This is a genomic window from Sphingobacterium sp. HSC-15S19, from assembly GCF_050433745.1.
Taxonomy (GTDB): domain Bacteria; phylum Bacteroidota; class Bacteroidia; order Sphingobacteriales; family Sphingobacteriaceae; genus Sphingobacterium; species Sphingobacterium siyangense.
Window position 1 is genome coordinate 41,791 of sequence record NZ_JBNPWQ010000002.1, and the last position, 23,374, is coordinate 65,164.

The 23,374-nt window shown below is 39.5% G+C and carries 12 protein-coding genes; all 12 read left to right on the plus strand.

The genetic code is table 11. From position 1 onward, the window contains the following. Positions 1-2 precede the first annotated feature (2 nt). Positions 3-3,092: a SusC/RagA family TonB-linked outer membrane protein gene (locus L1283_RS02095; protein WP_333576850.1), complete on the plus strand. Its 3,090-nt coding sequence runs from the start codon at positions 3-5 to the stop codon at positions 3,090-3,092. Between the two features lie 97 nt (positions 3,093-3,189). Next, positions 3,190-5,010, plus strand: a complete 1,821-nt coding sequence (locus L1283_RS02100) for a RagB/SusD family nutrient uptake outer membrane protein (RefSeq protein WP_429625710.1) — start codon at positions 3,190-3,192, stop codon at positions 5,008-5,010. Between the two features lie 130 nt (positions 5,011-5,140). Then, positions 5,141-7,489: a GH92 family glycosyl hydrolase gene (locus tag L1283_RS02105; protein ID WP_429625711.1), complete on the plus strand. Its 2,349-nt coding sequence runs from the start codon at positions 5,141-5,143 to the stop codon at positions 7,487-7,489. A gap of 10 nt (positions 7,490-7,499) precedes the next feature. Further along, positions 7,500-8,222 (plus strand): basic secretory protein-like protein, encoded by a 723-nt coding sequence (locus L1283_RS02110; RefSeq protein ID WP_120333014.1) that lies wholly within the window; start codon positions 7,500-7,502, stop codon positions 8,220-8,222. 10 nt (positions 8,223-8,232) lie between these two features. Further along, the gene (locus L1283_RS02115) at positions 8,233-10,527 is read left to right on the plus strand and encodes a GH92 family glycosyl hydrolase (RefSeq protein WP_429625712.1); all 2,295 of its coding nucleotides are present in this window, start codon (positions 8,233-8,235) and stop codon (positions 10,525-10,527) included. 610 nt (positions 10,528-11,137) lie between these two features. Further along, complete coding sequence (locus tag L1283_RS02120; protein WP_429625713.1) at positions 11,138-14,071, plus strand: SusC/RagA family TonB-linked outer membrane protein; 2,934 nt, start codon at positions 11,138-11,140, stop codon at positions 14,069-14,071. A 10-nt stretch (positions 14,072-14,081) separates the two neighbouring features. Beyond that, on the plus strand, positions 14,082-15,596 hold the full coding sequence (locus L1283_RS02125) for a RagB/SusD family nutrient uptake outer membrane protein (protein ID WP_286732205.1): 1,515 nt from the start codon (positions 14,082-14,084) through the stop codon (positions 15,594-15,596). An 11-nt stretch (positions 15,597-15,607) separates the two neighbouring features. Next, a complete protein-coding gene (locus L1283_RS02130; protein WP_286732208.1) occupies positions 15,608-16,714 on the plus strand; it encodes a fasciclin domain-containing protein in 1,107 nt (368 codons plus the stop codon). A gap of 21 nt (positions 16,715-16,735) precedes the next feature. Next, the gene (locus L1283_RS02135; RefSeq protein ID WP_286732210.1) at positions 16,736-17,845 is read left to right on the plus strand and encodes a DUF5007 domain-containing protein; all 1,110 of its coding nucleotides are present in this window, start codon (positions 16,736-16,738) and stop codon (positions 17,843-17,845) included. A gap of 41 nt (positions 17,846-17,886) precedes the next feature. After that, positions 17,887-21,015: a SusC/RagA family TonB-linked outer membrane protein gene (locus L1283_RS02140; RefSeq protein ID WP_429625714.1), complete on the plus strand. Its 3,129-nt coding sequence runs from the start codon at positions 17,887-17,889 to the stop codon at positions 21,013-21,015. A gap of 12 nt (positions 21,016-21,027) precedes the next feature. Then, positions 21,028-22,575, plus strand: a complete 1,548-nt coding sequence (locus tag L1283_RS02145; RefSeq protein ID WP_120333020.1) for a RagB/SusD family nutrient uptake outer membrane protein — start codon at positions 21,028-21,030, stop codon at positions 22,573-22,575. Positions 22,576-22,586: 11 nt separating this feature from the next. Next, on the plus strand, positions 22,587-23,348 hold the full coding sequence (locus L1283_RS02150) for a fasciclin domain-containing protein (protein WP_201666718.1): 762 nt from the start codon (positions 22,587-22,589) through the stop codon (positions 23,346-23,348). The last annotated feature ends 26 nt before the right edge of the window (positions 23,349-23,374 follow it).

Here is a 23,374-nt window from a genome sequence, read left to right on the forward strand (position 1 = left end):
TAATGAAGAAAATATTTCAATTTGGAGCATTCACGATATTGCTGTGCCTTTGCCTCTTTATAGAAAAGGCCATAGGGCAACAAAATGGTCAGGTGCTGATTAAAGGAGTGGTACGAGATGAGATGAATACTAATTTATCGGGGGTAACAATTAATAATCAGAATACGAATAATTCAACCGTTACAAACGATGTTGGGCAATTTGAGTTATATGCCAGTAGAGGCGATTCATTAAATATCTCTTTTGTAGGATATGAAGCTTATAAAATTGCTATCAATAATGCGATTACTCTTAATATCGTATTAAAAGCAGTTAGCAATAGTATTAACGAGGTTGTCGTTATTGGTTATGGACAACAAAAGAAGATCTCTGTTGTTGGTGCTCAATCTAGTGTAAAAGTAGAGGACTTAAAGTTGCCTGTTGCGAATTTAAGTACTGTATTGGCAGGACGAATTTCTGGATTGGTAGGCGTACAGCGTTCTGGTTTACCAGGTTCTGATGGTGCTGATCTTTGGATTCGTGGTATTTCGAGTATGTCGGGGTCTACAGGACCTTTAGTTGTCGTTGATGGAGTTCAGGGGCGTGATATAAATAGCTTTGACGCTGAAGATATTTCTTCATTTACAGTGCTAAAGGATGCCGCCGCAACTGCGGTCTATGGAGTGGCTGGTGCCAATGGTGTAATACTTATTACTACGAAAAAAGGTATTACAGGTAAGCCTTCATTAATGTTTAACTACAATCAGGGACTTACATCTTTTACCAAGAGACCTGAATTAACCGATGGTGTAACTTATATGATGTTGCGAAATGAAGCAAGATTAGCCACGGGTATGTCTAAGGAGTATTCAAATAATTATATCAATAATACTATTTTAGGGACTGACCCTTATCTCTATCCCAATGTGAATTGGATGGACCAGATATTTAAGGATGTGGCCGGCAATCGGCGTGCTAATTTCAGTGCGAGAGGAGGTTCTGAGTTTTCTACCTATTATGTATCTGGAGCATATTATGACGAATCAAGTTTATTGAGGACAGATGAGCTGCAGAAATATGATGCAACGACTCGATTTAAACGTTACAATTTTACGTCGAATGTTGCAATGAATTTTACGCCAAGTACAAAGTTTGAGTTAGGGGTTCAAGGCTATATTTCAAATTTAAATTATCCCGGAGTGAAACCCGAGGATGCCTTTGCAAATGTAATGCAAACGAATCCAGTATTATATCCAGCAATGTACCCAGGCAATTTTGTCCCAGGTGTTAGCTCTGCTGGTGCTCAACCTAATCCATACGCGCAGATTACTCAAACAGGTTATCAAAATATTTTTAGTAATCAGGTGATGTCAAATGCACGACTTTCGCAAGATCTGAGCTTCTGGTTAAAAGGATTAAATTTCTCTGCATTGTATTCTTTTGATATTTGGAACTCGCATACGATCAATCGTACAAGAACGCGTAGTACATATTTAATAAATCGATTGTTCCCATATGATGAATCTGGTGCACCTATTTTAAATAGTATATCGCAGGGAACTGATGATTTGGCATTCTCTAAAGCGAATGATTCAAACCGTCAATTCTACACTGAAGCGTCATTAAACTATAATACGACCATTGCAGAAGATCATCAGGTTTCCGCTATGCTCTTATACAATCAACGTGAGATTGTCGAAGCATTTGCTAACAGTGTCACTTCTTCTTTGCCCTATCGGAGTATGGGGATGGCAGGGCGTGTAACGTATTCATATAAAGATCGATATTTTGTCGAAGGAAATTTTGGATATAATGGCTCCGAAAACTTTGCTCCTGGAATGAAATTCGGATTCTTTCCGTCCTTTGGTTTGGGCTGGGTTGTGTCAAATGAGAAATTCTTTGAGCCAGTGAAAAATACTGTTAATTTCTTGAAATTGAGATATTCGGATGGTAAAGTTGGGGATGGAAGTAATGGCGGTGCTCGAAGATTTGGGTATTTAACACTAATTAATACTGGAGCCAGTGGCTATACTTTTGGCAATGGATCAAATAATGTTGGCTATGGTGGAACAGCGATTACGGATTATGGGACTAATGTTCAATGGGCAGAATCACATAAGCAGAACTTGGGTATTGAATTGAAAACATTGCAAAATAAGTTATCCCTAACGGTTGATTTATTTAAAGAAAAAAGAACAGGAGTATTCTTACAAAGAGCTTCTTTACCAGATTTTGTGGGGCTAAATAGCAATCCGTGGGATAATTTAGGGATTATTCAAAACAAAGGAATTGATGGGACTTTAGAATTGGCTCCTTTCCCAATAGGTAACGTGCGTGTCGATTTAAGAGCAACATATACTTATAATAAGGACAAGATTATTGAAAATGATCAACCTCGACAACCCTACTCTTATATGGAAAGAAGGGGGAATAATGTCTTGTCAATCTATGGATATCAAGCAGATGGATTATTTCAGTCAGCAGATGATATTAGCAACCATGCTGACCAGTCTGCCTTAGGAGCTCAACGTATTGGAGATATTCGTTATAAAGATCTTAATGGCGATGGGAAAGTAGATGCAAATGATATTTCCCGTATCGGTAATGGCGACGTGCCAAATTCTGTGTATGGTTTTGGCTTTAATGTAAGCTATAAACAATTCTATTTTGGCGCGTTTTTTCAAGGAATTTCAGGCGCTGAACGTGTATTAGGGGGAGATGGAATTATTCCATTCAATAATAGTACCGGAGCAGAAAGAAGTAATCTCTTTGCAATTTCTGAAGATCGATGGACGGAAGAAAATCCATTGGAAAATCCATTCTATCCTCGTTTGGCATATGGTAATGCTGCCAATAAGAATAATGCTGTAACATCATCTTGGTGGGTAAAAGATATGGATTTTCTTCGTCTTAAAACTCTCGACTTTGGGTACAATTTTAAAAAGGATTTTCTTGAAAAATTGCATATGAAAAATGCGCGCATCTATTTGCAAGGTGTTAACTTATTATACTGGAGTAAATTTAAGCTTTGGGATCCAGAGTTAAATACAGGAAATGGAACACGTTATCCCAATATACGAACTATATCAATGGGCTTACAGGCAACATTTTAATCAATTATAAAAAGCATTCATTAAAGACATAATAGAACGATGTGATGTTAATGAAATTGATGCATTTTGATATCGTTTCGTTAGAAAAAAAAAGATCATGAAAATAAAATTCAACAAAAATACATTCCAATGGATACTGATGGGAAGCCTAGCATTAAGTTCCTTATCAGGTTGTAAAAATTATTTGGACCAAGTTCCAGATGATGTCATTACAGTTGACGATATATTCAAATCCAAAGCCAACACCGATAAATTTCTTGCAAATATATATAACACTTTGCCGAATGAACTTGCTCAACGTTTTGTCGGAACTGGTAATGCAGGACCTTGGACTGCTGCTTCTGATGAAGCAAAGTATACCTGGGATTTCAATTATGCAAATAATATGACTGCAAGTGTCTGGAGTAATACTGATGGTACAATTGCTGATATCTATAAAAGCTATTATCAAGGGATCCGAAATGCTACTTACTTTATGCAGGAAATTGATAACGCAAATCCTGTAGAGGTGACTTCTGTGATGAAATCAACCTATAAGGCAGAAGCAAGAGCGTTGCGTGCATTATATTATTTTTATTTAATAAGGAGCTATGGTCCGGTTGTACTTATCGGCGATCAAGTTTTAGATTTCACTGCTCCCATTGCAGATTTAAAGTTGTCTCGAACTCCTTTTGATCAATGTGTGGATTATATCGTGACCGAGCTAGACGAGGCTTATAAAGATCTTCCATATATACCAAATAATAGTGAGTATGGTCGGATAACAAAAGGTGTGGTTAAGGCTTACAAAGTTGAGGCGCTAATGTTAAAGGCTAGTCCGTTGTTTAATGGAAATCTCGACTATGCGGGAGTGAAAAATTTGGATGGAACTGCTTTATTCAGTGCTACCGAAGATAAGCAAAAATGGAACGATGCAGCGGTAGCTGCGCAAGAATTTATTACCGAATTTGTCCCCTCTTATTACAGTTTATATCAGGAGTCCAATAGTGATCCATTTCTTGCGGCTTATTTATCCTGTCGTAATGTAATGACCGTGGATTGGAATAAAGAATGGATTTTTGCTCGTTCTAACAGTGGTAATAACACCCAATATGACCGTACTCCCAAGCATGTTGGTTTCCCTTCAGCAGCGCAGGGTGGGGGGGCACTTGGGGCAACTCAATCGATGGTGGATGCTTACTTTACGAAGGACGGCTTGTCTATAGCAGACGATGAGGGGTACAAGGACAATGGTTTTAGTAATTTTAAAGCACCGTACGACGTTGCCGAGCGGCGTACATTTAATATGTATGTGAATCGTGAACCAAGGTTTTATGTCGGTATCACCTATAGTGGAAGTTATTGGCTGAATCAGGCTAATAGTAGTACAGCTGTTATTTCTCTATTTAATAAAAGTGGTAATTCAGGGAGATCACAAAGTACCTCAGATGTAACACCGACGGGTTATACTGTACGTAAAAACGTCGCATCGAATGGTAACGCTAGGGGCGCATTGATGTTACGATTAGCCAATATTTACTTGGATTATATTGAGGCCTTAAATGAGTTTAGCCCCAATGATCCGGATATTTTGAAATATCTGAATATTATTCGAAAGCGAGCTGGTATTATCGGATACGGCGAAGGAAGTCTTGCTGCTCCTGTCGGGCAAAGTGTTATGCGTGAGGTTATTCGTAAAGAGAGGCGAGTGGAATTAGCATTTGAAAATGCGCGTTATTTTGATACGAGACGTTGGAAAATTGCAGAAACGACAGATAATGGTCCAGTTTATGGTTTGAATCTGGATGTTGATGGTGATGATTTTTTCAAAAAAACCTTAATCGAAACACGGGTATTTAAGAAGAGAGATTATTTATTCCCAATACCAAATAATGAAGTGTTGAAAAACGAAAATATGATTCAAAATTTGAACTGGTAGTGGTGAACGGTGGCTTAATAGCCACTGTTTGTCTAAAATTTATTACATATGCATTGTGGTGCTTTACATTAAATAATCTTTTCTATCTTTACTAATACGTTTTAGTATGAAAAATAATATATCCTAAATAATGAAGAAATCATTAAGTGTTTTTTTTGGGTCATTACTAACGATAGGTTTGTTTTGCACAAAACCTGTATTGGCACAGAAATTTAGAGGGCAGCAGCTAGACGCTGTTGATCTTGTTAACCCGTTAATGGGTACCGAATCGAAATTTGAGTTGTCCAATGGTAACACCTATCCCTCGATTGCGAGACCTTGGGGAATGAATATGTGGACACCACAAACAGGAAAAAATGGCGACGGATGGCAGTATCAATATACCGCTGATAAGATTCGTGGATTAAAACAGACTCACCAGCCATCACCCTGGATGAATGATTACGGTGTTTTTTCTATCATGCCTGTAACTGGAAAGCCTGTATTTGATCAAGACGAGCGTGCGAGCTGGTTTTCGCATAAAGCGGAGATTGTAAAACCGTATTATTATTCGGTTTATCTAGCGGATCACGATGTGACTGCAGAGATGACACCAACAGAACGCGCAGCCATGTTTAGGATCTCGTTTAATAAAACAGACGATGCTTATATTGTTTTGGATGCTTATGAAAAGGGATCTGAAGTTCAGATTATTCCAAAAAAAAATATGATAATTGGCTATTCTTCGAAATATGCACGCGGTCCACTGCCAGCTAATTTCAAGAATTATTTTGTTTTGGTTTTTGATCAACCTTTTGCAAGTGTCGCTACTTGGGAAGGCAAAGAGAAGAAGGATGGGCAACTTCAGATCAAAGGTGATCACACTGGTGCAATCGTGGGCTTTAAGGTAAAAGACAAAACGAAACCAGTGCAGGTGAAGGTAGCGTCTTCCTTTATCAGTGCCGAACAAGCCTTATTAAACTTAAATGAGTTAGGTAACAAATCTTTTGATCAAATAAAAGAAGACGGACGTCAGATCTGGAATTCGACCTTAGGGAAAATTAAAGTAGAAGGTGATGATATCGATCAGTTGCGTACGTTTTATTCGACCATGTATCGGACCTTATTTTTCCCGAACAAGTTATATGAAATTGATGCGCAAGGAAAGGCTGTGCATTACAGTCCATATAATGGAAAAACACTTCCCGGTTATTTATTTGGAGGAACAGGTTTTTGGGACACTTTTAGAGCGTTGTACCCATTCTTAAACTTTATGTATCCTTCCATTAATAAGGAAATGCAGGAAGGTCTTCTCAATGCCTATTTAGAAGGAGGCTTTCTTCCTGAATGGAGCAGTCCGGGATATGCCGATATCATGGTGGGTAATAACTCCGCTTCGGTGGTTTCGGATGCTTATATGAAGGGATTGCGCGGTTATGATATCAATAAGTTATACGAAGCTTTACAACACGGTGCTAATAACGAAGGACCAATGAGTGCTGTTGGAAGAAAAGGCGTTGAATATTACAATAGTTTGGGTTATGTGCCATATGATGTTAAAATCAATGAAAATGCAGCACGTACATTGGAATATGCCTATGACGATTTCACGATCTACCAATTGGCAAAAGCATTGAACCGTCCGAAGGCTGAAATTGATTTGTATGCTAAGCGTGCACAGAACTATAAGAATTTATTTGATCCATCGACCAATCTTATGCGTGGAAAGAATAAAGATGGAAAATTCCAGGCTCCTTTTAATCCATTAAAATGGGGTGACGCATTCACAGAAGGAAATAGCTGGCATTATTCGTGGAGCGTATTTCACGATATTCAGGGGCTTATCGATCTGATGGGAGGGGAAAAGACTTTTGTGGGCATGTTGGATTCGGTGTTTGTTCAGTCCCCAGATTTCGACGATAGCTATTATGGTGGTATTATCCATGAAATACGTGAAATGCAGGTTGCGAATATGGGGCAATATGCACATGGTAATCAGCCAATTCAGCATATGCCATATTTGTACAATTATGCTGGCCAACCTTGGAAAACACAATATTGGGTACGTCAAGTGATAGACCGAATGTATAAGCCTACACCTGATGGCTATTGTGGTGATGAAGATAATGGTCAAACCTCTGCATGGTATGTCTTTTCAGCGCTGGGATTCTATCCGGTTTGTCCGGCGACGGATGAATATGTGCTCGGAGCGCCATTATTTAAAAAAGCGACCTTAACATTTGAAAATGGTAAGACATTGACCATTGATGCACCAAAGAACTCAGCTGAAAATGTATATGTAAACACATTGCAAATGAATGGTAAGGATTATGGTAAAAACTGGTTAAGTCACAAAGCATTGCATGAAGGTGGCACACTTAATTTTGACATGGCGGCAAAACCCAATTATACGAGGGGATCGTCCAAAAATTCAGCGCCTTATTCAATGACAACGGATTTGCAAACAAATATCAAGTTGAAATCGAACAAAAAGAAATAATCATTGGGTTATGATAAACTTTAAAAACTTAAAAGTAGTTGTTACCGTATTTGGTTTGGCATACTCTTGTTCACTTTTCGCGCAGGACAACTGGAAACATACAGAAAACGACCGCAAAGTGGCTGTGGATGTTGATAGTATCAGTAAAGATGGGTACACCCTGATTTGGATAAACAAAGACAAAGATTTTAGTGCTCCTTTAAAAGAAAGGTTGGTGGCGGCATATTTTACAAACTATCCTAAACTAGCCAAGAAATATAATAAAAAGACCATAAAAAAGGTGTCTTTCGTTATTGATCCGGACTATAAAGGTGTGGCAGCGACAGCGGGCGGGATTGTCCGTTACAGTCCAGCTTGGTTTGCCAAAAATCCGGGCGATATTGATGTGGTTACCCATGAGGTAATGCATATTGTCCAAGCATACCCCGACGGGGCGGGCCCTTGGTGGATTACCGAGGGGATAGCCGATTTTGTGCGATTTGATGATGGAATAGATAATGCGGGAGCAAATTGGAAGCTGCCAGAATATAACGAAAAGCAGAAATACACAGATTCTTATCGTATTACAGCGCGCTTTTTGTATTGGATCAATCTACATATAAAGAAGGATTTTGTCAAGAAATTGGATGCGGCGATGCGTAGCAAAAGCTATAGTGATGCTTTTTGGAAAGTGGAGACGGGTAAAACTATTGATGAGCTGTGGGCCGATTATAGCCAAAACCCCAAACTATAATTCATAAGCGATGAATATCAGAAGTTTAGTCTTTTTGGGATTAATTAGTGTCCCATATCTATTAAAGGCACAAGAAACGAAATTAGTTCAGTATGTCAAACCGCTCATCGGTACGGCGAAAATGGGACATACTTTTCCGGGGGCGACAGTTCCATTCGGCGCAGTACAATTAAGCCCTGATACGGATACATTATCGTATGCTGTCAATGGGCGGTATAACGGCGATGTTTATAAATATTGTGCTGGTTATCAGTATGATGATCCGACGATTGTTGGGTTTAGTCATACGCATTTTAGCGGTACAGGTCACTCCGATCTTGGTGATATACAGATCATGCCGACACAAGGAAAAGTCCAATTAAACCCGGGTACAGCTGATCGACCACAAGATGGTTATCGATCACCATATTCGCATGCCAACGAACGGGCTGAGGCCAACTATTACAGTGTTTTACTGGATAAACATCAGATTAAAGCTGAATTAACGACAACAACACGTGTAGGACTGCACCGTTATACGTTCAAAGAATCGAATGCTTCACATCTTATTGTAGACTTAACTGCTGGGATCTATAATTATGACGGCAAGAATGTTTGGACCGTGGTCAAGGTCTTGAACGATTCAACCCTGGTAGGCTACCGCCAGACAAACGGTTGGTCAAGAACCCGCACCGTATACTTCGCAATAAAGACATCAAAAGCTTTTAAGAATTACGGCGCCAAATATGAGGATGGAAAATCTGTCTATAATGGTTTTTGGCGTAAGTTTGATCAACAAAACAATTTCCCTGATCTCGCAGCGCACAATATTAAGCTTCACCTGGATTTTGATACAAAAGAACAAGAGGCCATCCTTCTGAAAGTAGCTTTAAGTCCAGTAAGCATGAAGAATGCTTTGGCCAATATGGAGGCTGAGGCTCCGGACTGGAATTTTGACGGCTACGTTAAGCAAGGGCAGAACGCTTGGGAAAAGGAGTTGCATAAGATAGAAGCTGAAATGTTGAACAAGGAAGACCTTGTCAATTTTTATACAGCTATGTACCATGCAAGCTTAATGCCGACGGTGTATATGGACAGCAATGGTGAGTATAAAGGGTTGGACCAGGAGGTGCACCGTGCTGAAGGCTTTACGAATTACACCTCATTTTCTTTATGGGATACCTTTAGGGCCTTTCATCCGCTGTTGAATCTAATAAACCCTTCTCGTAATGCAGATATTGTGGCATCCATGATGGCTCATTATGATCAGAGTGTATTGAAGATGTTGCCGATCTGGTCGCATTATGCAAATGATAACTGGTGCATGAGCGGCTATCATTCCGTATCGGTCATTGTTGATGCTATCCTCAAAGGCGTTTACAAAGGTGATGCGGAAGCTGCATTAGCAGCTTGTGTACAAACAGCAAATACACGTCAGTACGAGGGGATTGGGGCTTACATAGATAAAGGATATGTTCCTGCAGATGTATCGGGAACATCTGTTTCTAATACATTGGAATATGCGTATGACGATTGGTGTATCGCGCAATTAGCGAAAAAATTGGGAAAAGAGGATATTTACACGACTTTTTCCAAAAGGGCTGAAAGTTGGAAATCACTCTATGATTCCGCTATTGGATTTATGCGTCCGAAGAATTCAGCGGGTAAATTTCAGGAGAAATTCGATGTTTTGGATACACATGGGCAAGGATTTATTGAAGGTAATTCATGGAATTACAGCCTGTATGTACCGCATCAACCTACTGAAATGATGGCATTAATGGGAGGCAAAAAACGTTTAGAGTCTTATTTGGATTCACTGTTTACCATGGAATTACCGGATAAATATTTTGAACATACGGAGGATATTACCCGGGATGGCATTATCGGAAATTATGTGCACGGAAATGAACCTTCCCATCATGTGGCATACTTGTACAATATAACCAAGAGCCCCTGGAAAACTCAGGCACGTGTAAGACAAATCATACGGAATCAGTATCATAATGGTCATGCGGGTTTAGGAGGGAATGATGACTGTGGACAAATGTCTGCTTGGTATTTATTTACTGCATTAGGCTTCTACCCAGTGGCACCTGGGGAAGATAATTATTGGATTGGCAGTCCTTTGGTAAAATCGGCAAAGATTAATCTTGAAAATGGACGCAGTCTTTCTATAGTTGCCCGTAACCAGTCTGAAAAGAATGTTTACGTTAAATCCGTGTCTTTAAATGGGCGGAAATTGGCTGATTTTCTATTACCCTATAGCAGCATTATAAATGGCGGTGAATTAATCTTCGAGATGAGCAATAAACCGAACAAATAATAGTAACGATAGGTCAAGACAGAAAAAGAAAAGCCCCCTCATTCACGAGGGGGCTTTTCTTTTTCTGTCTTGACCTGAAGGGATAATTCTATCAGCTTGGTATTCACTTACTAGCTAGGTTATCAATTCGTTTGTAGTTGTCAATCGGCGAGAAAGTTACAATTGGAAAAAAAATTAATTCAGTGTAGTATTTTAGCAAAATCATATTTTTTCTACGTAAAAAACCAGTTTTTAAGCCATAAATTGCTTAATGTTAATAACTAAACCAGTTTAGCAAATAAAGAAAATTTCACTGATAATTTTTTTTTTCTCATTTTTCTATATATCTTCAATATAACCAAGAGAGATAAGTGCTGACCAATTAAGCAAACCGACTCGTTTTGACATTTCATTCTATTGTGTTATGCTAAAACGTTTTTATATTTTAAACTTAAAACCTTAAATTATGACGTTAATCCTATTTGATACTGCATAATATCAATTTTGGATGGGAATCGAACAATTTTCCTATCCCGAAAAATCAATGAATTTTCATCTCTTGTTTGAGGTGATTTTAACCAGTTATAGTAAAAAAGTGAAAATAACCTAATTATATATCATTCATATGCACATGATAAAAAAAAGGTATTTGGATAGGCTTATTCTTTTAGGGTGGTCCTGTGCCTGTTATTCTTTTGCTTTTGGTCAAGATAAGGTGTTATCACCATCCGATAGTCTTAAGCTTCAGATTGGAACTTCAAAATTGGATTCAATATTTCAGATTAAGACTAGCCAAGTAAATCCAATAGAAATAAAAAAACAGGCGTTATTACCTTACTCTTCCTTAGCACAATACCTAAAAGGAAATAATACTGGGCTTTATGTAACTGAACCTTCCGGGGAATCGGGTACCAAGCAGCCAATGTATTTTCGTGGTATTTCGAGGCCATTGTTCTCTGATATTGACGTATTTCAGAATCAGCCATTAGTTGTTGTGGACGGAGTTCCTTTGGTTGGAGAACACCCCTTTGCTTATGCCGTTCAAACCTATAACCTCGAGCGTATTGGCCCAGCGACCAATTTATTAGCGAATATTAATATAGACATGGTTAAGTCTATTGAAGTATTAAAAGATGTTGCCGCGATTGCGATGTATGGTCCAAACGCTGCAAACGGAGCTATAGTTGTTCGTACGAAGGAGTATAAAACGGATAAAAGCAACCGGATAGCGGTCAATATGTATACGGGCTTGGCCGAGCGACCACATGTCACAACAATTAATGGTGAATACGAAAATAAATTCAGAAAGCAGTTTTATGATCTGTATACCTCCAATGGCAAATATAATGACGGTGATTCGTACCCTGTGTATTTAAGCGACTCGCTTAACATGAATTATTTTGGAAAATCCGATTGGACAGACTCTTATTACAATAGTGGTTTAGTTTACAATTTGAATGCAAATTTATCAGGTGGTGGGCCACGTGCAAATTTTCAATTTGCAGCGGGCTCAACACAGGATAAAGGCGTGGCTGATCAGGTAAAATTGAATAAATATTATGCTTTGTTTGGGCTCAATATGCGGCCGATGACTTGGCTGACGTTCTCCATGCAGGCTAATATAGCTCGACTCGATCGTAATCGTAATCTGAACCTGCGGGATAGGTTTGCCCAGTTAGCCTATTTTCCGGATCTGTCGGCACCCTTGTCACCCAATAAGGAGGTCTACAATGAGTATTTAAGTTATTATAAAAAAGGCTTTGACAACAATAAGACGAACGTTGTGCAGGGATACGGAAAGTTGCAATTTGATTTTGGAAATTTTCATTTTCTTTCGATAGGGATGGTCGATTATAATGAAGGCTATAGAGATCAATTCTATCACAGTAAGCTAATGGAGTCCAATAATTTTGCTTCAAATTACTATGGCTATAATCAGCGGGCAGTATTTGACAATAAAGCTTTTTATGACTGGAATATCAATGCGGAGAGCAAATTAAACCTGTTGGTCGGCAATAGTTTGCAATGGGATACCTATCGTTACAATTATGCCTACGCTTACAAGGGGGTAAATGATTTTATTAAGGTGAATCTCCTAGAAGATGACGATACAAAATCAAACTATTTGGAGGCTACTGCATACCCCAAGGCGCTTATATTTAAATATTTAGATCGTATTCGCCACAACTTAGTTTCATTTTATGGAAAAGCGACTTACAACTATGATAACAAGGTGGAGACATCGCTTTTACTCCGTTCGGATGCATCCTCTAATGCACAACCGGACGCCCGATGGATTTTTACGCCTTCGTTGTCGATAAATTGGAATATTAAAAACAGCTATTTCAATACAAACACGAACTTGAAAGAGCTGACTGCTCGTCTAAGTGCGGGGCGTATTGGACTAAGCAATGTTTTTGACGACTTTGCTCAAGGACCTAATTATGTTGCGCAAATGGGATTTACCGGTAATCAGCTTATAGCCGGATACAATGCCATCGCGGGATTGGTAAGACCTTATGAGTCAGGCTGGGGTGGATACAATATCCCTTGGGCGTATACTGACCAGGGCAACCTGGGCTTGGATTATGCAATTCAAAAGAAAAACTTCCATGTTTCCCTTGATGTCTATGTAAAACAAACAAAGAACCAGCTGATTAATATTCCTTCCTATAGCGAATATGGTTATAAATCAAGCTATGCGGCAGGAATGAATGTGCAGAATATAGGTGCTGAATTGACTGTTGGGCTTGATCCGGTTCAATCCGATAATTTTAAATGGTCTACGGCGCTGAATGTATCCCATAATCAAAATAAATTAAAGGCATTGCCTAATGGTCTAGATCGACTCGTGATAGGGAATAATCTTTTGGAGGTCGGCAAGCCATTAGACCAGTATTGGCTACTTGCTAATGAAGGTATTTACAGGACTGATGCAGAGGTCCCTCAGGGAATGACCTACAATGCGATCCAGTTACGTGCGGGTGATCCGATTTGGACAGATCGAAATGGCGACAATACGATCAATGATGAGGATCGGAAATTGCAAGGCCATCGGTTACCTGCTGTATTTGGTAATTGGTATAACAATTTTGTGTTTGGAAAATGGGACCTGGGGATCAATATGTACTACAATATTGGTCGACAACTCATTAACCAAGAAATGGCCAATCGGTTTGATTTTATCAATAATGAAGGGGCGAAAAATCTAGATGCTATCAAAGAGATTACGTATTGGGAAAAAAGGGGTGATTACAGTAAATATCCACTATATAACCCCTGGAGTACTGTTATAGCTTATCAGGCCGATCAAGATCTTTTCTTAGAGAATGCTTCATTTGTTAAAATAAGAGCGATCACTTTGGGCTATAACTTAACTTCTCTTTTGGCGGGCCGTACTCAGGGCATTAAAAACGCGTATGCCTATGTGTCTGCTAACAATGTTGCTACGATTACATCTTATAGTGGTGTTGATCCTGAGATCGTAGATTATACAGGTTATGATATTGGGTCAAAGATGAGGATCCCACGAATTTATACGCTAGGAATAAAAGTTGACTTTTAAACGTAAAGAAATGAAAAGATATCACCTCATACTGAGTGTTTTATTACTTTTCTTATTGCTTCTGGGAGGCTGTAAGAAAATGCTGGATATAGACTCCTCTCGTACGGTCAAGGAAGAGAACATGTGGAATACTTTGGAGGATACGCGTGCAGGTTTGATGGGAATTTATGGTTTAACCAAAGCGGCTTTGGACGACAATAATGCTTATTGGCTTTATGGAGAAGTTCGGTCAGGAGATTTCGAAAGCCCTAATCGGCAGGATCTCAAAGCAATTATTAAGAATGACCTCAAAGCGAATTATGAATCGCTGAATGCATTATCGAATTGGAGAAGGTGGTTTGCGGTAGTTAATGCCGCTAATATTTTTATGGAGCGTGCATCGGGAGTAAGAGAAAAAGACATGCGCTACACCGAAAATAATTTGGTAGTAGATGTTGCTCAGGCTCGATTTCTACGTGCTTACGCTTATTTTAATATGGTCCGTATTTGGGGGGATGTACCCCTAATACTAACTTCCCATGACGGAAATTTTGAGAATAAGCCCAAGGAAGATCGGTTAAAACTGTATGCTTGGATTGAAAAAGAAATGTATGATGCCGCGCAATTATTGCCTTATTCCTATAGTACCGGTGATGAACAGCAAATTGGCAACTATTACAATGAGGCCTCTTCACGATGGAATGGTGCTTTGGTTAGGAAACTTTCTGTCTATGCTATTCTCGCACATTTGGCGGCATGGCAAGCCAATTATGCTGATGCGGCTTCTTATTCACAATTTGTGATGGATAATTATAGTAAAGGAGGTGCCTATTATTTGTCTACTTCGTTTTTAACGGAGGGCAATGGATTTTTCTTTGAGAAACGGTCCGAGCAGATGTTCTCATTTCCTTACATATGGGCCCATGTGGAGGCATCGTTTACAGGGCATATTGAAGAATTGACACTGGCTGCTCCTGTTGTCAACAAGTCGGTGCCAGATATTTATATGCCTAAAGAAACGATTTTAAAAACTTTTAATGAGAAGAAGGATCAGCGCTTTAGTATTGATACATTAGGTAGCCCCACTACTGAAGTGTATTTCAGAAACTTCAATGGTAAGTATCCAATCTTTAGTAAAATCAAGTGTATCATGGGAGGTTCTTCCGATCCTACTTTTCGCATTTTTACCAGTGCGACAGTGCTCACTCGTTTGGAAGATATTACGCTTTTGCGGGCGGAATCTTTAGCCGTGTTGGGTGAAAAATCTACGGCCATTGAACTTCTAAATGAGATTAGGGAACGAAGGGGGCTTAAAGTTTATAGTGAAACGACAAATGGAGATCTGGTAGATGCCATTTTTTTAGAACGAAAGAGAGAATTGATGGGTGAAGGGCACCGCTGGTATGATATGATTCGGCGGGAGAAGATAAAACATGATAATCCTCAGTTGGCACAGTTGATAGCCAATGATGGAATCTATTGGCCAATTGCTCGAGAGATTCTAACACAAAATAAGTTGATAGAACAAAATGCTTATTGGAAGTAAAGGAGTTAATTATGAGAAATAACCTATTTGTACGTGGTGTATATGCACTCTTAATGACAGCCCTGCTGTATGCTTGTGCCAAGGATAAAGGCTATTATTCGCCCATATCCCAGGAGCCGGTGTTTAAAGGCAATTTATATAGCTACCTTAAAAGTAAACCTGGTGTGTATGACTCTTTGGTTAAGGTCATCGATAGAATCGGTCTCCAAAAGAAACTGGAAGATAGTACAGTAACACTGTTTGCGCTAACGAATGCCAATTTTCAATTGGCTATTCAAAACCTGAATAATACATTGAGTGTGTCTGACAAGCCTGCACAATACCTGAATTCGGTCAAGTATGAAATACTGGATTCTTTGTTATGCCAATATATTATCCAAGGAAAAATTGCGAGTGATTCCCTTAATAGTCAGGATGGAAAGGATGTATTGGGAATTCGCTATGGCTATCCAATGCATATTGGGCTGAATAAACAACCTTCATCTGGCTATATGAATGGCGGCCCTACGATTGTTGACCTGTCCGATACAAGAAGATCTGTTTTCAATCGTAACTGGGTAACGACTGAAACCAGTTCGTTAAATATCCAGACAGATAATGCCGTTGTTCATGTGTTGAACCCAGACCATGTATTTGGATTTAACAAATTTGTTAGTCAGATCATTTACATCCCACCGCCAGAAAATCTTTTCATAAAATTCAAAGGACAGGGCTCTGCATCGAAAGAAACTTCAGGTGGGCCCAATGCAGTAGAAGCATCAAAATATGTATTCGATGGTAATCCAGAAACAAAATTCTTTTTATCAAGTCCTGGGCAGTTCTATCTGCAATGGGATTTTCCTGTCGAAGTACTTGCCAACAGTTACACACTCCGCTCAGCTAATGATATTCAAGACCGAGATCCAACAGACTGGACTTTACAGGGACTTGATGGAGAAAGTGGGAAATGGATCTTATTGGACTCTCGACAAGGGGAGGAGTTTGACGAGAGGTTTCAATTGCGCGTATTCTTTTTTACAAATACGAAGACGTACAAAGCTTATCGTTTGAATATTGCACGTATGTACGGTGGTAACGATTTCCAGCTGGCAGATTGGACAATGAATCGTAATCAATAACCAATTTAAGAATGTATGGACATGAAAATTGCTAGAAAATTTAACACAATAAATAAGACATGCAACTTGGGACTGCTCATCTTGATGTGCGTCGGCTTAAATGGATGTAAAAAGCTTTACAATTTACCTGATGAAAAGGAATTTTTAAGTGTCAACTTGACTTACGACGGAAAATCTTTTTATCCCATCTTGGGAAGAACCTCACTGATGGGGAATATTAATACCGATCATTCGACCACACCGCTACGATTTGAGATTGTTAATCCCCGTTATGGTGATGGACGCCCCTACAAGGACCTTTTCGAAGTAAAACCTGTCTATCGGTGGATATCCCGCTACGATGGTACTGAAAAGAACCTGGAAGAAATTGAGGCCAAGCGCCAGTTGGTGTATCGACCTCTTTTTGAGGTAGATTCTACAGGTAGCTTTATTTTGTGGAATTCTTCGACAAACGAGCTGATCGAGCCGCGCTCAAAAGACAGTATAGATCTGGTGCAGAATATACGATATTTTGATCTAAAGGTCTCCAATTCGGGTGGGTCTACAGTGATCAAGGATTTTATGATCCTGCCATGGCGTGTTCAGGACTATGAACCTTATTCGGATAAAAATCCATATAATGGCGAAACTGCACCTGATCCAAATGACCCTAAAAATCCAAACAAGAAAAGCTATATATGGCCTTCCTACATGAATGGGGTGTATGGGGAATCTTCCAATCAGTTATTACGCACGGATGATCAGTTTAAAGATCTGGTTGTCTATATCCGCAGATTTACTGGAGGAAATGGACATAATTTGCGCTTTGTCTTTTTGAATAAAAATGGAGAACCGATAAATCCGGATAGTTTTAATGAAACAAAGTGGAATGAACTGGTACATGGTTTCAACATGAAAAAAACGTCTGCTTATGTGCAATATGATGTAGCTTATCCAATTCCCTTAACAAGTTTCCCAACAAAGTATAGCAATGGGAACAGTGCAAAGGTCGATTTTTCCTATTCCAGAAAGGGATTTGGCGGCGGTTTAATTACGGCCAATTTTGGGTTGAATTTTAAAATTTTTACCAAAGGAGATTGGGAGATTGTTTTCCATTTTCAAAGGGAGAATCCACGTTTTGATAATGAATAATTGAAAAAGTTATGCAATTTAAGATATTTTATAACAGCTGCATGCTGTTGATATTGTGTGTGTTTCTTTCTACAAAGGTTTTTGCGCAGACGGTCATTATGTCTGGTAAGGTAACAGATAATAAAGGGAGGCCGCTGGCGGGTGTAACAGTACGTTTTGGCAAATCTGGAAAGGAAGCAACTTCGACAAATTCCTCGGGGGCATTTAGCTTAACAACGGCAACCGGAACTTCCGTTGCCTTTAGATTAATTGGTTATGATGGAACTACGATGACTGTGAAGGCCGACAGAAATGTAGTCGTTCAATTGAAGGAGATCGATAATCAAATGGATGAAGTTGTTGTTAGGGGGTATGTGAAGCGTCCAAGAGAGACAACTACAGGGTCCTCGACTAAGATCAGTGGAAAAGAAATTCAAGATATTCCATCGGCGAATGTAGAAAATTTGCTTCAAGGCAAGGTCGCAGGGTTAAATATACAGGTAAATACCGGAGCACCGGGATTTAGAGGATCCACACAGATCCGTGGACTTTCGACAATCAGTGTGACAGGTAGCGGTGATCAGTCATTTCTGACCCCCACCTCACCGTTATATGTGATCGATGGCGTACCAATGGATGCGGATAGAGCCAATGAACTTGGATTAAGCCAGCAGGGGCCAGGAATCAGTCCATTGTCATTAATTCCTCCTGAGGATATAGAAAGTATAGAGGTGCTTAAAGATGCGCAGGCTACATCGCTATATGGATCGTTGGCTGCCTATGGTGTGATCATTATCAATACGAAACGTGGTAATTCTGAGGTTCCCAGAGTAAGGTATACGGGAAATTTCTTCCTGAAAACCCCACCCCAGTTACGTCCAACTTTGGGAGGAAATCTAGAACGCCGTTTAAAACTATTGCAGATCTACGGAAATGCGTTGTCGCAGGATGACCTGGACCGAATTTCACAAACACCCATGTTATCGGATAGTTTGAACGCTTATTATAATAATTCAACCAATTGGCAGGACCTATTTTATGCGACAACCTACAACCAAACGCATAATGTCGCAATTGATGGTGGGAACCAGAAGTTAAACTATAAGGCGAACCTGAATTATTATAATGAAAATGGTATCATCAAAAATACGGGTTTTGATCGCTATATGACCAATATGCGATTTGAATATTATCCCAACGAGAAATTTAAGTTTACAGCGCAGATAAGTGCTTCACTTGGCTCTAAAAGTAAGGGGAACGGGTTAGGTATTTTACAATCTGGTGTGGCAACAAACGGGATGGCATCAACGTTGTTGCCTGGTCCGTCTTTTTATCTGGCATCCTCAGGATATAATTCAGCATTGAAGACCCGAAATGATAATTCGTCTAAATCGATCAAGCCTTTCATTGAAGCATCTTATGAAATTATTCCGGGTTTGCGGGCAACAACAACAATGAGTTATGAGTCTACTTCCGATAATGAAAACACGTTTACACCGGCGGCAGCAAATGGTCAATTTGCACAAGTTTATGCTTATTATGGTCGATACAATTCATTGTATAATAGGAACTCTATCAATTATAGTCACACGTTTAATGAAAAGCATACCGTATTTTTCAATCTATTCAATGAGATTCGGACCTTGGAAAAACAAGCGAATGCAACCTTACAGGCCCGTACACCAAATGATCAATTTGAAGGACCGCTTGGATTTGATGGCTATTTTTCCAAAGGAGGAGGATTATTGCGCCGTGGATTCGGAAAAGAAAGAGGATTATCTTTTGCAATCGCTGGGACTTACGATTACATGAAGAAGTATGTGGTAGACCTCTCTTACAGAATGGATGGGTCGTCACAGAATGGATTTGGAAACCTGTATACCAAAAATCCTGCTGTTGGTCTTCGATGGAATGCCTATCATGAGAATTTCTTGAGAGATGTGGACTGGATTAATTTGCTCTCCATTCGAACCAGCTGGGGGGTGAATGTTATGCCGAATAGTACCTTGGAGCGCGTTTACGGAAAATACGATATTGCAGGAAGCTATAATGATAAGATAGGCATCGGAATCAATTATGAGCAAATTCCGAATCCTGATCTAAAACCGACAACAACAAGCCAGTATAACTTAGGTTTGGACCTCGCTTTCTTTCAAAATAGATTTGAATTGACTTATGATACGTATTATAAGAAAGTAAACAATATTCTATTTGAAGAACTACTTTCTTCGTCGCTCGGCTTTGAAAAGGTAAATAGCAACTCGGCTGCCATTGCCAATTATGGACATGAGTTATCTGTTATGTTAAGGCCTTTGACCGAAGGTCGTTTTACCATGTCCATAGGGGTAAACGGAGCCTATAACCGAGATGTTTTGTTAAAACTACCTGAGCACTATGGTGGGCAATTTGTTCGTTGGGAAAATAATGACAAATATAAGCAACACGTTGTTTTTAGAGTGGGAACCTCAACGATGTCCAACTACATGTTATTAAATAGAGGCGTATACAGCACAGATGCAGATGTACCGGTTGATCCAGCGACTGGACGACGTTATCGAATGGCCAATGGTACAGAATTTCAGGCGGGTGATCCCATTTTTGCAGATTTAGATGGTAACTATGTTTTAGATGAAAATGACTATGCCCGCACCGGGAATTCTCAACCATTGATTACTGGCGGTATGCAATTTAATTTTAATTACAATCATGAAACTCTCGGATCATTTGGTTTGAACTTATATGCGTCCTATACGGCAAAACGCACCATCTTGAACAATGCACTTGCCGAGCGACTGCAATTGATGAGCGATCCCTATGGTGATAGAGCAGTGGTTCCATTAGATGATGTTAATATGTGGATGAAACCCGGCGATATTGCGAAGTATCCTTATGCTTACGATTTCAGAAGATACTCAAGTGTTAACCCGTTTCGGATGGATCAAGATCTTTGGGCTGAAGATGGGTCTTATTTTAAGTTAAATAGTGTTACGCTGTCTTACATGTTTACAAAAAATGCTATCAGAAGATATGGACTTGAGCGTCTACGGGTATATGTTTCGGCTGAAAATATAAACACATTCTCCAAGTACAGTGGACCTAATCCCGAAAATGTAAGCACGATGGGTAGGGATGCTTCTGGTGGTTACCCTGTACCTAGGCAATATAATGTTGGTGTCAATATTGATTTCTAATCGAGCTGTATTATGAAAATAAAAAGAAATATAGGAAGAATAGCGTTTGTCATATGTCTATGTACAACCGTAATGATGGGCTGTAAGAAATTTCTGACGGTGGAGCCGATCGACAGGCTTACGGGCAACAATTTCTATCAGTCAAAGGAGGATGTAGAAGCAAATATAGCACGTATCTACAGTCAATTTTTTGAAAAACTGAACGAGTCATGGGTAATCGGTGCCATTGGCGAGGCGAGGTCGGGAGAAATTTTTCCCTCCCCTACAGCTGGAACGGATCGCATGATACTTCGCGACTTAGGAACAAATAACATGAATGCCGTGTATAACAATACACTGAGTGGCGGTCGTTCCCAAGGTTATGCCATGTATAAGGTTTCTATTTGGGATACTTATTATAAGGTAATTCAGAGTTGTAATATTTTAATCTCCAAATTGGAAGAGGGAATTCCAGGCTTATCTGCTTCGGATAAAGATCGCTATAAAGCTGAAGCCACTTTTATGCGTTGTTTAAGTTACTTTTGGATGGTTCGTCTATATGGCGATGTGGTTTATTATACCGATGCATACTTCGCAAAGCAACTTCCACGCGAGGATATGGTTTCTGTAATTAGCAAAAGTATTGCCGACTTAGAATCTGTTAAAGATATTATGCCATGGACTTTTGGGGAGTCATCACAGCGCGGGGCCCGAGCAAGCCGGGGAAGCATTATCGCTTTGTTGATGCACATGAAGATGTGGAATGCGAATTTTGATTCTTCAAATGCAACGAAGTATTATGAAAGTGTGGCTAGCTTAGGTAAAGAGTTGCGTGCTAGTGGCGTTCACCATCTGTACAAACTAACCCCCGAGGAGTGGGCTAAAGTCTCAAAAGGACGTACGGAGGAGTCGCTGTTCGAATTCTACCGGACGATCAATTACGATGATCAGAACAATGCATATGCGCCTTTATGGGATCATTTTTTACGTTGGCCATATAAGTTTCCTCGTTATAACCAGCAATTCAGCATTGCTTATTATTCCTCCATTTTCATGTACAGGATTTATCCGCTAAATGGTCCTGCAGATAAGCGAAAAGAGCTTTGGTATGAGGATATGTATGCGAATGATGGATTATTTGTTTTGAAGAAATTTGCAGCCAATGTCTTTGCGTCGGGAAATGAAGACTCTAATCCGGATAATACATTTATGATATTTCGTTATGCTGATGCGCTGCTATTAGAAGCGGAGGCGCTAGCTAATTTAGGTGCTGCACGTGAGGCTGAGGCAATCACAGTACTTAATATTGTTCGGGATCGGGCTGAAGCCCCTCGCTATGCTGGTGGTGGTACAGATCTTAAGAATTTTATTTTCGAAGAGCGTTGTCGTGAATTGATTGGAGAAGGGGCAAGATACTTTGATCTGATCCGGACCCGAAGAATACTAAATCCACAATGGACCATGAATCCCATGACAATTGATCAGTATAACCGTCGTGCGTGGACTTGGCCTTTGGATGCTTCAGCTAAAAATTTTAATTCAAAAATCGTGTTGAACGATTATTGGACAGGAGGAAATTAAATCAGTTTATTATGAGACAAGCTAAGATTATAGGATATGCCTTCATAACGATGTTACTGTTTGGCCTGGGATCATGCAAAAAGGATGCATATTACAAAGATGGCGGATTGGCGCAGGCAAAATTTGATGGCTCCATTATAGATTACCTGGATTCAAAACCAAGGGAATTTGATTCGATCGCCAAAATTATTAGGCTGGCAGGTCTGGAAGAAGATTTTAAGACCAAGGAATTTACTTTTTTTGCACCGAGGGATGAAAATATAAAGAGGTTGATTGGTCGAGCGAAATCAAATTCCAGTATCGATCAGTCAAGTGTTAATTGGTTACTTTATAATTTAGGGCGAGATACCATCAAAACATTGGCAGATGTAGATAGTGCGATTTGGCGTAAGTATTTACTGCGTTATATGTTTAATGGAAAACGAAAATTAATGGACTATCCCCAGATCGATTTTGATTTACTAAATGTCTATAAAGGACAAAATTACACCTCATTTGCAAATACAGTTTCCAATATTGGAGTTGTCTATAACGATGCAATAAATGATTCTGATAAAAACAATATCACCCGGTTGAAATATATGGGGTACCGACAATTGTATATCTCCTATATTCCAGATATCAGTAGGCCAAATGAATGGCGGTCATGTCCGGTCGCTTCATCAGATATTCAACCGGATAATGGCGTTGTTCATGTAATCGATTATACCAAAGCTCAGTTTGGGTTCAATCAGAGCGATATTCTATGGGATATATTAGAAAGTAAGCGTTAATAACAATAACCAGTTGTAGTTTAAAT